Raw genomic sequence first — 14,871 nt, forward strand, 5'->3', positions numbered from 1 at the left:
TTATTCGGATCTAAGTGATTTAACCGGATTGATTAATGCCGATCTGATGGATTGTAAGCTGATGGTACAGAGAGCAATCACTGTCACCACTGCTGCGGTGAGTACAAATACCCACCATTCTACGTGTATCCTGAAAGCAAAATGTTGCAACCATTTTTCCATGCCGTACCAGGCTATGGGAGAAGCAATACAAATGCCTATCAGTACCAGTTTAAGAAAGTCTTTGGATAACAACAGCGAGATATTCGCGACAGAAGCACCCAATACTTTCCGGATACCGATTTCCTTGGTGCGTTGCCGGGCAATGAGCATAGACAATCCCAGCAAGCCCATACAGGCAATAAAGATCGCAAGACCGGAGAATATTCCAAACAGCTTACCGAGTGTACGTTCAGACGCATACTGCTGCTGTATATCATTCTCCACGAAAGAAAAATTAAAAGGTGTTTCCGGTATAATGCTGTTCCATGTTTCTTCTACCCGTTTCATCAGCGCTTTGTGATCGCCGGGAGCCAGCCGAAGTGTAATGATGCCAACTTCCTCGGACCGCACCAGGTAAATGATCGGCTCTACCGGCAGTTGCAGGGAGCGGAGGTTAAAGTCTTCCACCACACCTACAATGGTGCCATGCCTGCTCATGTATCCGGGTCTCCATTCAATTCTTTTTCCCACTGCATCATCCTTGTAGCCAAGTTGACGGGCGGCTGCCTGGTTGATGATAAATGCGTCGGAAGAATCTGTGGCCAGTGCTGGGTTAAAATCCCGGCCGGATACCAGCTTGATACCTGTTGTTTTGAGCAGGTCAAAATCTGACTGTATGATACCCGCTACGAAGCCATCTTTGTCTTCCGCCCCTTCCCGCATCACCGGGTTGTTGCTAAACACGCCGCTTCCCATCAGAAAGTTGTGCATGGACGCATGTTTCACGCCAGACAAGTTTAAAAAAGAAGTCTTCAGCAGGGCTGCTTTACTATTATTGGAAACGTATACATTGACCAGGTGTTCTTTATCAAAACCAAGGTTCTTGGTTTGCCAGTAGCGCAGCTGGGAGAATACCACGACCGTGGAAATAATCAATGCCACGGCTACGGCGAATTGCGCCACCACCAATCCCTGACGGACCAGCACCCGGGAACCGGAAGTAATAAAATTTCCTTTCAGCACCCGTACCGGTATTAATCCGGAGAGATAAAGCGCCGGGTAGCTGCCGGCAATCAGTCCTACTCCCAATACCAGCAATAGTATGCTGGTATACAGGAAAGCATCGGCGAATGACAACAGGTGTAATTCTTTGCCTGTAATAGTATTGAACGTTGGTAATAATGCCACTACCAGCACTATCGCCAACAGGAAAGATGCAATGCTGATCACCAGTGATTCTGTGAGAAACTGTAGAATAAGGCTTTTCCTTTCGGCGCCTAATACTTTTCTTAAACCCACTTCTTTCGCTCTCTCCTGTGCTCTTGCTGTGGTGAGGTTCATGAAATTGATGCACGCGATCAGGATCAGGAAGGCCGCAATGGCGATATATAACCAGATCATCGGGGAATTATCTACCCCCTTATCGCCCTGCGGGTGCAGGTGTACATTGCCAACCGGTTGTAGTTCCAGCGAAAACTGGATATTAAGTCTTTTAAGTATCCCGCCAATGTGCGTGGATACAAAGGTGTTTAATGCTTTGGTAAGATGGGCAGGTGTCTGGTGTTCTTCCAGCTGCACATAGGTAACGTTGTTGCCAAACAGGAACCATTGTTGTTCCAGCCGGTTGTCTGTTTTAAGGTTCTGGGTGATCAGCGTGGCGTACGACTGAATCATCGTAAGGCGCAGATCTGTATTGGCGGGAAAATCTTTTGCGATACCGGTCACCGTGCAACTGTAATCATTGCCTACCTTGATCATTTTCCCCATCGCCGGTTCATTGCCGAAATATCTTTTTGCAGCCGATTCCGTTAATACGATAGAATAAGGTTCTTTTAAAACAGTAGCGGGATTTCCTTCCAGCAACGGAAAATTAAATACCTGGAAAAACGGGGCATCGGCGTAGCCGGTATGGGCATCCCAGATTTTCTTATCTCCCACTGTAAAAAGGGTATTATCAGGAGCATAGATACGAACGGCTTCTTTAATACCGCTGATATCCTTTTTTAGATTGGGGCCTATGGGAAACTGTGTAGCAGCATCGTGCTCAGTGGTGTTGGAAGACCCACGGGTAGACGATGTAGTAACCCGGTAGAGATGATCTGCGTGAGGATGGAATTTATCAAAACTTAACTCATCGCGCACATACAGCACAATCAGCATACAGCAGGCCATGCCTACTGCCAGTCCGGAGATATTGATCACCGTAATAAACTTATGTCGCTGCAGATGGCGAATGGCAACTTTGAAATAATTCCGAAACATCATGATGTGGTTTTAGAATGGCGGTAAAAAAATCACACATGAAACTGTTCCTTGATATTCTCTGTCACCACACGTCCATCAAACAGGTTGATAATACGGTGGGCAAAGCCGGCATCATAGGGTGAGTGCGTCACCATGATCAGTGTGGTACCTGCATTGTTCAGTTCCTGTAACAGCTTCATTACTTCTTCTCCGTTAGTGGAATCCAGGTTACCTGTGGGCTCATCCGCCAGGATCAGGTTAGGCTTGGCTACCACGGCACGTGCAATGGCTACCCTTTGCTGCTGACCACCGGACAACTGCTGCGGGAAGTGATTGCGGCGGTGCATGATGTTCATACGTTCCAGTACTTCTTCTACTTTCACCTTTCTCTCTGCAGCAGGTACTTTCAGGTACAGTAATGGTAATTCCACGTTCTCGAAAACAGTGAGTTCATCGATCAGGTTAAAGCTCTGGAATACAAAGCCAATAGAGCCTTTACGAAGCTGCGCTCTTTGTCTTTCACTCATACGCGCTACCTCTTTATCCCAGAAGTGGTACTCGCCATGGCTCGGATTATCCAGCAGCCCCAATATGTTCAGCAAAGTAGATTTGCCGCAACCGGAGGGGCCCATGATGGCTACAAACTCGCCATCCTGCACTTCCATGTTAATACCATTGAGAGCAGTGGTTTCTACCTCTTCTGTTGTAAACAGCTTCTGTAAGTTAACAGTGCGTATCATAAGTGTTTGTTATTTTAAATGCTAGTTTATAAAAAAATGGATGAATACTAAAAGGATAAAACATCTTTATTCCCGAAATTCTCATAAGAAGAAGTAATCACCTGGTCTCCGGGCTGTAAGCCTTCCAGTACTTCAAAATATAAAGGATTTTTACGGCCCAGCGAAATATTACGTTTTACTGCACGGTTGCCGTTTTTGTCTACAACATACACCCAGTTACCACCGGTATCGGAGAAAAAGCCACCGAGTGGTAAGAGGATGGCTTCGGCGGACTTACCCAATACAAGGCGGATAGGAGAGGATTGTCCACGACGGATGCCTTCCGGCATATTCTTTTCGAAAGTCATATCGGCCTGAAAACGACCGCTTTTTACTTCCGGGTATACTTTGGTAACGATCATATCGTAGGATTTGCCGTCGAATTCGAAAGTTGCTTTCAATCCGGCAAATACCTGGGAAACGTAGTGTTCATCGATATCGGCACGTAATTTAAACCCGTTCAGGTCATCAATCTGGCCAATGTTCTGACCGGCGGTGATGCTGGATCCCACTTCCACATCTATGGAAGAAAGCTGTCCGGATACCGGGGCCCGTACAATCAGGCTGTTGAGGTTTTCCCGCATCAGTTCCAGGTTACGCTGGGTTCTGGCCAGGGTACCTTCCAACTGGGTAATCTGCATTTTAGCGTTATCCTGCTGGTATTTCTGGGATTGTAGCTGGATGTCTTTCTGGCGGAGTAAACCTTCCAGCTCAAATTTGTTCTTATTAAAATCCTGGCGGGCTACTATCTTCTCTTCTACCAGTTGCTTGTTGCGGTCGTACAGGTCTTGTGCAGCCTCAATCTTGGCGTCTATATCGGAGATATTTTGTTGCATGGTAAACTCCTGCTGACGGATGCTCAGACGGGTATTCTGCAATTCATTGCGTAACCGGTAGATCTCTGTTTCATGATTCACGAAATCCATCATCATGTGCTGGTTATCCAAGCGGAGGATGGAATCCCCTTCTTTTACCATGCTGCCACCGTCGAGATACTTACGGCTTACATAGCCACCTTCAATGGCATCGAGGCGGATGGTCTTCAAAGGCATTACCACGGCGGTAACGGCGATATATACATCAAAAGTGCCTTTCTTTACTGTAGAGATAGTGATTTTGTCTTTTTCTACATTCAGGGTGGCCCGGTGATCTGCAAAGACCAGCATATACAGTAGCAGCATTGCTACCACACCACCACCCCCTATCATCAGGATGCGCTTTTTATTCCAAAACTTCTTTTCTAATTTTCTGTCCATGTTTTTTAGCGAAAAGTTTGCTGACCGGAGAAAGTCAATCCACATGCCAAAGCTAAAAACAATCTACCAGCAAGGGTTTCAGAGAAAAACCGTTCAAAAAAACGTCCTTTGCCGGACAAGCGATGTCCATAATCGGACACTTTTAAAAGTTCCTGAAATTAGCTGTGGCTTTGAAAGAATCTTTGTTTAATATTGTCACCTATTCACCCATTCGCATATGACTACCATGCAACCAGCAAAGATTTTAATTGTAGATGATGATGTAGATGTTTTACGTGCGGCACGCCTGTTACTCAAAAGGCATTTTGAACAAGTTGATTTTGAGAAGAATCCGCAAAAAATACCCTATCTCGTATCCAACTTTGATTACGATGTAATCCTGCTGGATATGAACTTTACCCGCGACCTTAGCAGTGGTAAAGAAGGCTTTGAATGGCTGGACCGTATCCTGGATATCAAACCGGAAACGGCCGTCGTATTATTTACGGCCTATGGCGACGTGGAAATGGCCGTAAGAGCCATCAAAGCGGGTGCGGTAGATTTTGTACTCAAACCCTGGGAAAACGAAAAACTGCTGGCCACCATCCAGACAGCCTATAACAAACGCGCCGCCCAACAGGATAAACCACCCGCTGCGGTACATCATCCCAGCAACCAGGTAATAGGTAAAAGCCCTGGTATGCTGGCCGTTTTTGATACCGTATCCAAAGTAGCCGCCACCGACGCCAATATCCTGATCCTCGGAGAAAATGGCACCGGTAAAGATATGCTGGCCAGACAAATACACGCCCAGTCGAACCGCAGCGCCAAACCCTTCGTCAGCGTAGATCTTGGCGCCATCAGTGAAACCCTTTTTGAAAGTGAACTGTTCGGCCACGTAAAAGGCGCCTTCACCGATGCCCGCGAAGACCGCCCCGGACGCTTTGAAGAAGCCAACGGCGGCACCATCTTCCTGGACGAAATAGGCAATATCTCTATCCCCTTCCAGGCCAAACTGCTCACCGTTCTGCAAAACAGACAGGTAACCCGCGTCGGTTCCAATAAAAGTATACCCATCGACGTTAGACTGATCTGCGCTACCAACCGCAATATCCAGCACATGGCAACGCAACACCTGTTCAGACAGGATCTGCTCTACCGTATCAATACCATCGAAATAAACCTGCCACCACTGCGCGAACGCGTGGAAGATATTATTCCACTCGCAGAACATTTCTTGCAATTGTACCGGGATAAATATAAACGCCCGGTCAACAGTATGCACGAATCGCTCATCACACAACTGCAGCGCTACGACTGGCCCGGTAATATCCGCGAACTGCAACATGCACTGGAAAGAGCCGTGATCCTTTCACAAGGAAAAACGCTGCAACCAAAAGATGTGTTTGTGAAAAATAATAACAACGCAGATCAGTCCATGGATACCGGTTACAACCTGGAAGAAATGGAACGCAATATCATTTCCCAGGCCATGAAAAAGTGCAATGGCAACATCACCGAAGCCGCAAAAGAATTAGGCCTCAGCAGAGCCGCACTCTACAGACGACTGGAAAAATATAACATATAGCCCTGTCAGCGGTGAGCGATATGGCTCACCCTTGCCGGCTAAAATCTCCGCATGAATCGTTTCAGCATTAATATCAGTTTAAGGGTCATCCTCCTGGCCATTACCCTTACAGCAGCCATCTGGTTGTACATGCATGGCATGCAGCCGCTGGCATTCCTGCTGCTTCCGCTGATACTGCTGCAGTTATACGGGATCTACTATTATCTGAACAGGATCAACCGCAAACTGACCCTCTTCCTGGAGTCTATCCGTTACGAAGATTTTTCTATACGGTTCAGCGCCGACAATAAACTGGGCAAAAGCTTCAGTATGCTCAATCACCAGTTCAACGAAGTACTGGAGGCCTTCCGGCAAACACGCGCAGAAAAAGAAGCCAACCTGAAATACATCGACACGATTGTACAACATATCAGCATCGGGGTACTGTCTTTCGATACAGAAGGGAAAATTGAGCTGATCAATCCTGCAGCCTTCCGGCTGATGGGTATTTACCGCCTGCGTAATATCCACGAGCTGAAAACCGTACACCCCGGACTGGCAGAACTGTTGATGGAATTATCTTCCGGGAATAAAACCCTGTATGCCACCAGGCAGGAACAACAGCTGTCGATCCATGCCGCTACAGTTCGCTTGCAGGGGCGGCTCATCAAACTGATTTCTATCCAGAATATTCACTCAGAACTCCAGAAAAAAGAACTGGAAGCTTGGCAGAACCTGACGAAAATACTCCGCCACGAAATCATGAATTCCGTGACCCCGATTGTATCACTGATCGGTACCATGCAGGAAATCGTGGACATGGATATTGCTCCCGGAGCCCAGCACCAGGAAGGTATCAGCGACCTGCGCGAAGCCCTGCAAACCGTGGAAAGTCGTAGTAAAGGCATCATGAACTTTGTAAATGCCTACCGCGATTACACCACCCTCCCACAACCACAATTCACCAGCGTTAATGTAAGATCGCTGGTTACTTCTGTTGGCAGCCTCTTCCAGGCCGATATGAAACAGGCAGGCATCCAGTTTACCCTGGAAACAGATGCCGAAAACATGGAGATCCACGCCGATATATCACAACTCCAGATGGTATTGATCAACCTGGTGAAAAATGCCATGGATGCGCTGGAGCAAACACAACATGCCGCCATTAGTATAAAGCTGTATCTCAACAACATACAACAGATCTGCATAGAAGTAACGGACAATGGCCCGGGTATCGATCACGATGCGATGAACAAAATCTTTATTCCCTTTTTCACCACCAAGAAGAAAGGCTCTGGTATTGGTCTGAGCTTGTCACAACAGATCATACAAATGCATGGCGGCCAACTCAAGGTAATGAGCCCGGGCGTTAACGGCAACGGTACTACGTTTTATATTTTGCTGAATACCTGACAGAATATTTGTAAATTGATAATATAATCCCTTTCCGTATGCTTCGTTTAATGGGCCTTATCATTTACTTTATTGTATTACTGGCCGATATCCTCCTGATAGCCATTGGTAAAGAAAACTACCGGTTCTGTACCAAGCCGCTGCTCATGATTCTACTGGCAGTTTATGTATTGTATGCCAATGTAAAAATGCCGGTCACCTTTCGCGCATTTCTGCTCCTGGCCTTGTTTTTTTCCTCCTTCGGAGATGACCTCCTGCTGTTCGACAGCCTCTTCCTTCCCGGACTGGGCAGCTTTTTCATAGCACATATCATGTACAGCATCTTTTTCCTGAAAATCAGGTACAGCAACCTGCCCGTACCCAACTGCCGGTATGTTTACATTTTTCTCAACGCTGCGGCGGTGATTGCCTTCATCATGTTTTTGCTGCCTTACCTGGGTAGTTTAGCCATGCCCGTTATACTGTATGCGATCGTTATTTCTATTATGCTGCAAAGCGCTATCCACGCCTTTCATTTCGAACGGCAACCCGCCGGATGGTATTGCGTTATTGGCGCCCTGCTGTTCATCATTTCCGATGGCCTCATTGCCACCGGAAAATTTTACCATCCGCTGCCCGGTGGCGACATCCTGGTGATGCTCACCTACGGTTTTGCACAATGGGCGCTGGTAGTGGGAAGCACCGCGTATTTCCGGGTAAAAATTAGCCGGTAATTCTTACTTTTGTCTAACTATGCAGCAAACAGACTTTCTTGTCATCGGTTCAGGAATTGCAGGGCTCACTTACGCGCTCAAGGTATCACAACAATGCCCGGATAAAAAGATTACCATCATCACCAAAAGCCGGGAAGATGAAACCAATACCAAATATGCCCAGGGTGGTGTAGCAGTAGTAAATGACCTGGAGAACGACAGCTTCGAAAAACATATAGAAGATACACTCATTGCCGGCGACGGACTCTGTAACGAGCAGATAGTAAAAATTGTAGTCACCGAAGGGCCGGAAAGAGTCAACGAAATAATAGAATGGGGCGCCAACTTCGATAAAAATGAAGATGGTGATTTTTCCCTCGGCCGTGAAGGCGGACACTCCGTTTTCAGAGTCATTCATCACAAAGATATTACCGGCAAAGAAATAGAACGTGCCCTCCTGGAAGCCATTCACCGCCGCCCTAATATAGAACTGGTCACCCACTGCTTTGTAGTAGACCTTATCACCCAGCATCACCTGGGTTACCTGGTCACCAAATCCACGCCCGATATAGAATGCTTTGGCGTATACGTACTCAATCTCAGCACCAATAAAATAGAAAAGATCCTTTCCAAAATCACCCTGCTGGCTACCGGCGGAAATGGACAGGTATACCGCAGTACTACTAATCCCAATATCGCTACCGGCGATGGCGTGGCCATGGTGTACCGTGCAAAAGGCCGTATCGAAAACATGGAGTTCATCCAGTTTCACCCTACTGCCTTGTATCAGCCAGGTGTAAGCCCTTCCTTCCTTATTACAGAGGCAGTAAGAGGAGATGGTGGTATTCTGAGGAATATCCACGGAGAGGACTTCATGCATAAATATGATCCACGCCTTTCGCTGGCGCCCCGTGATATTGTTGCCCGCGCCATCGATAGCGAAATGAAGATCACCGGTACGGAACATGTGTACCTGGATTGCCGCCACATGGACCTGGAGAAATTTATCCATCATTTCCCCAATATCTATGAAACCTGTAAAGCAGCCGGTATAGATGTAGCTACCCAAATGATTCCCGTAACTCCAGCAGCACATTACAGCTGTGGTGGTATCAAAACCAATGAATGGGGACTCACCTCTGTCCGTAACCTGTATGCCTGCGGCGAATGCGCCAGCACAGGCCTTCACGGTGCTAACCGGCTTGCCTCCAACTCCCTGCTGGAAGCCATGGTATTTGCACACCGCTGCTTTATGGACGCCACCAGCAAAATCGATTCGCTGGAATTCAGGGACAATGTACCCGACTGGGATGCCACCGGAACTTCCGTTCCCAAAGAAATGATCCTCATTACGCAAAGTCTGAAAGAACTGAAACAGATCATGAGTGATTATGTGGGTATCGTAAGAACCGATGTACGTTTACAACGTGCCTTACGCCGCCTGGATATTTTACATGAAGAAACAGAAAGTCTTTACGAAAAAACCATGGTGTCGCCCCAGTTGTGTGAACTGCGCAACCTCATTACCACAGGATACCTGATCGTAAAAGGCGCGGCCTTCCGCAAAGAAAGCAGGGGACTTCATTTCAATACCGATTATCCGTTTAAGAGCGAGCTTATTCAAAACATCGTCTTGTAAGGTAAACGGCTGTCTTTCATTACCTTTGCGTTGGATTTACAACAATCAGGAATATGTATTATCTGCTGCTTGCTTTTTGTTATAGCCTTTCCATATTGCCGTTTCCGGTACTATACTTCATCAGCGATCTGCTGTATGTGCTGGTATACTACGTGATCGGGTACCGCAGGAAAGTAGTGATGGAGAACCTCGCCCAGGCCTTTCCGGATAAGTCGAAGGAAGAACTGACCGTTATCGCTAAAAAATATTATCACAATCTTACCGATATGATGGTGGAAACCATCAAACTGCTCACCATGAGTAAAGCACAGCTGCAAAAGCGCTTCCAGTGCGATCTCACAGTGCTGCATGAATTATATGCACAGGGAAAAAGCTGCCAGCTGCACCTGGGCCATAATTTCAACTGGGAATGGGCAAACCTGTTTTGTATGCAGGGCGTTCAGTTTCCTTTCCTGGTGGTATACATGCCGCTCACCAGCAAGCCGGCCGACCGGATGTTCCGGCACTTCCGGGAGAAATTCGGCACCATCCTCATTCCTGCCAATGATATGGGCAACAGCATGCGTGCATGGGCCAATAAACAATATTTAATTGCACTGGTAGCGGACCAGAATCCCGGAAACCCGCGCAGTTGCTACTGGTACCCGTTCCTGAACAAAATGACGCCTTTTTACAAAGGCCCGGAAATGGGCGCTAAAAGAAGCAATATTCCGGTGGTATTTGTGGACATCCGCAAAGTAAAAAGAGGTTATTATCATGCTTCGCTGAAACTTGCTTTTGAAAATCCACAGCAGGAAGCAGATGGTGTGATTACCGAAGCCTTTGTCAATTACCTGGAGAAAAATATTTACGAACAACCCGAAGTGTGGGTGTGGAGCCACCGGCGCTGGAAGCATGAATATAAAGGGAATAGTAAATAGTTTTCCGGGAGATGTGTAACACATTATCTTCAACAACGCCTCACACTATGGTCGTTTAGTACCGGTATTTTTTCCGGGAGATATATACCTTTTTATCGCCTCTATACTTCATTCCAGGCTCATTTTATCTGGATATTATTCGTCACTTTCTTTGTACCGGATTGCTGTGCGAGTTGCACAATTTTGCGCAGTTGTTTCCGCTTCGCCGTTCCGTCCAGTGTAACTTCTCCCGCCGAAATAGTAACCGTGATATTATTAAAGCCGTTGGCAGCGTAAACAGAATCCAGTGATTTTTTGAGGAGCTCGTCGGGGTTGGGGACTGCGGGCGCTGGCGCCGCTATTACAGGCGCTTTTACCGTAATGCTATCCTGGACAGCCCTCACTCCTTTCAGGTCTTTCAGCGCGTCTTCGGCGGCAGATTTGGCCACTTCATCACTCACTTCTCCGGTGAGTATCACCACACCATTTTTCACATCCGCAGTAATACCGGGAATAAGACTCAGCTTTTCATTCACTTCTTTTTTCAACTCCGTATCGGAAGGTCTGCAGGCAAACAACAATGTGCTCATAAAGATCAATGAGGCGATTGCCAGGGTTTTTGTAGTCATGCCCGAACAATTTTGTAGGAAGAAGTTAACAAATACGCGGGGAACGGCCAAAAGATATGACATGAAAAACGGGAGTGATAAGAAGAGGAAGGTTCCTCTTTTCATCACTCCCGCTTATAAAAACAGTTATAATTAGTTCAGTACGGTCTTTTCCTGTACTACGGTTAAACCTTTCTGGTCTTTCATTTTAGCGAAGCCACCGTCTACATTGCGCAGGTTGTGGATACCTTCTCTTTTCATGATAGAGCAGGCAATGATACTGCGGTAACCACCCTGACAGTGTACGTACAGGTTATGATTATCTTCCAGGTCGGCTAATTTTCCGGGATCCATCATATCACCCAGGGTGATGTTGAGGGCGTTTTTAATATGCCCATCAGCATACTCCATCTGTTTGCGTACATCGATGATCACCAGGTTGGGATCATGTGGTACATCCATGGCCAGTTCATCTGCTTCTACAGTGATGATCATATCGATTGCTTCACCGGAAGCCTGCCATGCAGGGTAGCCGCCATTCAGATAACCAACTACGTTGTCGAAACCAACGCGGGCCATTCTTACTACGGTTTCTTCTTCTTTGCCGATCGGAGTTACCAGGATAATATCCTGATCAAAAGGCAGAAGACTGCCGGCCCATTCTGCAAAGCGTCCTTCCAGACCAATGCTGATTGCTCCTGGTACGAATCCGTCGCCAAATTCAGTAGCAGGGCGGGTATCGAGGATCAATGCACCTGCTTTACCTTTTGCTTTGAATTCAGCAGGAGTAAGCGGTTGCATCGCCTTTTCCATCACCGCTTTCAGGGCATCGTAGCCTTCCTTGTTTATTTTCGCGTTGATCGGGAAATAAGAAGGAGGTGTAGTCAGACCGCTGGTTACTTCTTCAATGAATTTATCTTTATCCGTAGCGAGTAAAGCGTAGTTGGTGGCTTTTTCTTCACCGATGGTGCTGAAGGTGTTCGGACCTAGGTTTTTACCACAGGCAGAGCCGGGGCCGTGCGCAGGGTATACCAGCACTGAATCGGGTAATGTTTTAATGCGGGTGTTGAGAGAGTCGAACAGGTAGCCTGCTAACTCTTCTTTAGTCATGTCTCCGCTGAAAAGATCCGGGCGGCCTACATCTCCCACGAATAAGGTATCTCCCGTAAAAACGGCATAAGGTTGTTCTTTCTCATCGAGCAGCAGGTAGCAGGATGATTCCAGGGTGTGACCAGGTGTGTGCAGTACTTTTATAGATACTGCTCCGATCTGGAATACTTCATTGTCTTTCGCGATGTAAGATTCGAAGTTGGTGTGAGCGTCCGGGCCATAAACGATTTTGGCGCCGGTTACTGCTTCCAGCTCAACGTGTCCGGAAACAAAGTCGGCGTGGAAATGTGTTTCAAAAATGTATTTAATGGTGGCGTTGCGTTCTTTTGCCAGTTCCAGGTATACCTCGATATCACGTAACGGGTCAATCACTACCGCGATCCCGTCAGATTCTATGAAGTATGCCGCTTCCGACAAACAGCTGGTGTACAATTGCTTTACGAACATGGTTTTTGATTTTTACAAATTTACAACTTCTGTAGCTGTACACTTATGGATAAAATCTATACCAAAATAAAAAAGTAGCCGTATGGCTACTTTTTTATATAATACTTTCCGTAGTGATACGGATCAATGCTTTTAACCAACAAGTTCTTCCACAAACTTAGCCACTTCAGCAATACGTTGCTTGTTGATGGTGTAGTGAATAAACTTACCATCTCTTTCTGTAATTACAATGCCAGCACGCCTTAAAATGGCGAGATGTTGCGATGCTACCGATTGTTCCAGACGCAATTTCACATAAATCTCTGTCACGGTCATTTTCTTGTGATCTTCCAGCAGCTTAATCATCTGCTGGCGCAGCTTATGGTTGATAGCACGTAAAACCATAGCAGCTTTCTTTACGGCAATGTAATCCAATTTGATCTGGTCTTTTTCATTGGTACCTCTAGAAATAATAAGAGTATTAGAAGAGGTAGTTAATAATGTTTTTTCCATCGCATAATAGTTTTAAAAAAATGATGAAATGAAAGGGATCAACGGACAGTACTCGCAAATAGTTAGACAACAATTGCGGTAATCGATTTATACAAAAATATAATATCTATCACAATAAAAAAAATTTCCATACCTTAATTTATCATATATATGCCCCGGATACTTGCAAATTAGATGTAATTTGACTCTTCTATGACAAAACTTGGATATATGTCAGGGCTTTTGAGGAGAATAAAAAGGCTTGAGGTAAAATGGGCTGAAATAAGCGAGGTCAACAAACTGTTTTTTATCAAAGGCATCCGCAGAAAGTGGCGCCATATGCGCAGCATTTATCACATATTCAGCAAAAATAGCATTTTTATGTGAAGATACCATCAGTTGCCATTTGGGGCTGCCATCCCCAAAAAAGTAAATTTTATGTGCGTCTAACTGAACGTCAAGAGAAGTTGGCTCTAAGATCATTGCCTGTGGCGGCATTACCTCGTTTAAACCAGCATCATACAAGCCCATAAACACTTCCTGACGACGTGCATCCAGCATCGGGCAATACAATGCAGTCGCATCTTTCACGGTGGCCACTAAACCCTGCGCCATCATCTTCAACGTGGAAATGGCCAGCAGTGGCTTATCCCACGCATAACACAATCCTTTGGCAGTAGCCACACCCACCCGTAACCCTGTATAGGAGCCCGGTCCGGCGCTTACTGCCACTGCATCCAGTTGTGAAGGCGTTATAGCTTGCTCCTTCAATATCTGCTGTACAAACAGCGTCATGGTAGCCGCATGATCCTGTTGTTTTTCATTTACGAGTGTCTGCAACACTTGCCCATCGCGGGAAAGGCTCACTGAGCCGGTAGTAGTTGCCGTATCTATATTCAGTATAAGTGCCATAAGTTAAATCGCTTCGTAGGCTGTTTGTAAAGAAGAAGCCACCTCATAACGGTCGTCGCCGGTGGCATCGTGTACTGCCTTTAAAACTTCGTACACATGCTTGATACCGATGCGCTCACTCCATTCAAAAGGACCATAAGGATAATTAGTGCCCAGCCGCATCGAAGTATCAATATCCTCCGGAGAAGCAGTGCCTTCCTGCGCCGTAAGATACGCTTCATTGATGATCATACAAATCACACGCGGAGTGACTAACCCCGTAGCATCCGCTACCAGTAAGTATTCCCAGCCCAGTTGATACATCACGGTATCCAGTGTTTCTTTTTGTCCTTCATCCAGCACCGTCACTTCCAACACAGGCCTGTTCACCATACCCGGCAGAAAATTACAACCCATAATATTGAATCCCTGCTCAAAAGCATATTGCCCGATGATCTCGGTGAGAGATGTTTTCACAATCCCCGCCAACACCGGGATACCCGGATTTTTTGCATACACCAGGGCATGCTCCGGCCGGTCGTCGAAAATAAGATCCAGCACCAGGTCAAATGCTTTGAGCGACAAAACCTCCTCCAGGCTTGTCTTCCATTGTACATCGTGATGCTTCGCCATTCCCTTCTCCTGCAATTCATCAAAGCGCTGTGCATCTGCTATTACCAGGATATTCATGCGTTAAATTTCGGCAAACCTAATAAAGAATCATTAATTATAACA

13 protein-coding genes are annotated in these 14,871 nt (G+C 46.4%); 5 read left to right on the top strand and 8 right to left on the bottom strand.

Annotation, left to right across the window (positions count from 1 at the left end):
* Genes BMW79_RS02095 through BMW79_RS02105 form a run of 3 tightly spaced genes read right to left on the bottom strand, consistent with a single transcriptional unit; the run spans window position 1 to window position 4,420 of the window.
* On the bottom strand, window positions 1-2,406 hold the full coding sequence (locus BMW79_RS02095) for an ABC transporter permease (RefSeq protein WP_089889901.1): 2,406 nt from the start codon (window positions 2,404-2,406) through the stop codon (window positions 1-3).
* A 29-nt stretch (window positions 2,407-2,435) separates the two neighbouring features.
* Window positions 2,436-3,125 carry an ABC transporter ATP-binding protein gene (locus BMW79_RS02100; protein WP_089889904.1) on the bottom strand — a complete coding sequence of 230 codons (690 nt, stop codon included), beginning with the start codon at window positions 3,123-3,125 and terminating at the stop codon, window positions 2,436-2,438.
* Window positions 3,126-3,172: 47 nt separating this feature from the next.
* Complete coding sequence (locus BMW79_RS02105) at window positions 3,173-4,420, bottom strand: efflux RND transporter periplasmic adaptor subunit (protein ID WP_089889906.1); 1,248 nt, start codon at window positions 4,418-4,420, stop codon at window positions 3,173-3,175.
* Between the two features lie 226 nt (window positions 4,421-4,646).
* Here BMW79_RS02105 and BMW79_RS02115 point away from each other — a divergent pair, with 226 nt between their 5' ends.
* Genes BMW79_RS02115 through BMW79_RS02135 form a run of 5 tightly spaced genes read left to right on the top strand, consistent with a single transcriptional unit; the run spans window position 4,647 to window position 10,630 of the window.
* Window positions 4,647-5,987 carry a sigma-54-dependent transcriptional regulator gene (locus BMW79_RS02115; protein ID WP_177192015.1) on the top strand — a complete coding sequence of 447 codons (1,341 nt, stop codon included), beginning with the start codon at window positions 4,647-4,649 and terminating at the stop codon, window positions 5,985-5,987.
* A 51-nt stretch (window positions 5,988-6,038) separates the two neighbouring features.
* Window positions 6,039-7,379: a sensor histidine kinase gene (locus BMW79_RS02120; protein WP_089889915.1), complete on the top strand. Its 1,341-nt coding sequence runs from the start codon at window positions 6,039-6,041 to the stop codon at window positions 7,377-7,379.
* A gap of 38 nt (window positions 7,380-7,417) precedes the next feature.
* The gene (locus tag BMW79_RS02125; protein ID WP_089889918.1) at window positions 7,418-8,092 is read left to right on the top strand and encodes a lysoplasmalogenase; all 675 of its coding nucleotides are present in this window, start codon (window positions 7,418-7,420) and stop codon (window positions 8,090-8,092) included.
* Window positions 8,093-8,111: 19 nt separating this feature from the next.
* The gene (gene nadB, locus BMW79_RS02130) at window positions 8,112-9,710 is read left to right on the top strand and encodes an L-aspartate oxidase (protein ID WP_089889921.1); all 1,599 of its coding nucleotides are present in this window, start codon (window positions 8,112-8,114) and stop codon (window positions 9,708-9,710) included.
* A 53-nt stretch (window positions 9,711-9,763) separates the two neighbouring features.
* A complete protein-coding gene (locus BMW79_RS02135) occupies window positions 9,764-10,630 on the top strand; it encodes a lysophospholipid acyltransferase family protein (RefSeq protein ID WP_089889924.1) in 867 nt (288 codons plus the stop codon).
* Window positions 10,631-10,749: 119 nt separating this feature from the next.
* Here BMW79_RS02135 and BMW79_RS02140 read toward each other — a convergent pair whose 3' ends face one another.
* From BMW79_RS02140 to BMW79_RS02160, 5 genes are all read right to left on the bottom strand, one after another.
* Window positions 10,750-11,238, bottom strand: a complete 489-nt coding sequence (locus BMW79_RS02140) for a BON domain-containing protein (protein WP_177192016.1) — start codon at window positions 11,236-11,238, stop codon at window positions 10,750-10,752.
* Between the two features lie 132 nt (window positions 11,239-11,370).
* Entirely contained in the window at window positions 11,371-12,774 is a 1,404-nt protein-coding gene (locus BMW79_RS02145) for an MBL fold metallo-hydrolase (RefSeq protein WP_089889933.1), read from the bottom strand.
* Window positions 12,775-12,906: 132 nt separating this feature from the next.
* Window positions 12,907-13,266 (bottom strand): ArsR/SmtB family transcription factor, encoded by a 360-nt coding sequence (locus BMW79_RS02150; protein ID WP_012788619.1) that lies wholly within the window; start codon window positions 13,264-13,266, stop codon window positions 12,907-12,909.
* A gap of 213 nt (window positions 13,267-13,479) precedes the next feature.
* The gene (tsaB, locus tag BMW79_RS02155; RefSeq protein ID WP_089889936.1) at window positions 13,480-14,157 is read right to left on the bottom strand and encodes a tRNA (adenosine(37)-N6)-threonylcarbamoyltransferase complex dimerization subunit type 1 TsaB; all 678 of its coding nucleotides are present in this window, start codon (window positions 14,155-14,157) and stop codon (window positions 13,480-13,482) included.
* A 3-nt stretch (window positions 14,158-14,160) separates the two neighbouring features.
* Window positions 14,161-14,826, bottom strand: a complete 666-nt coding sequence (locus BMW79_RS02160; RefSeq protein ID WP_218150269.1) for a 3-hydroxyacyl-CoA dehydrogenase family protein — start codon at window positions 14,824-14,826, stop codon at window positions 14,161-14,163.
* Window positions 14,827-14,871 lie beyond the last annotated feature (45 nt).

Source organism: Chitinophaga arvensicola (assembly GCF_900110835.1).
GTDB lineage: Bacteria > Bacteroidota > Bacteroidia > Chitinophagales > Chitinophagaceae > Chitinophaga > Chitinophaga arvensicola.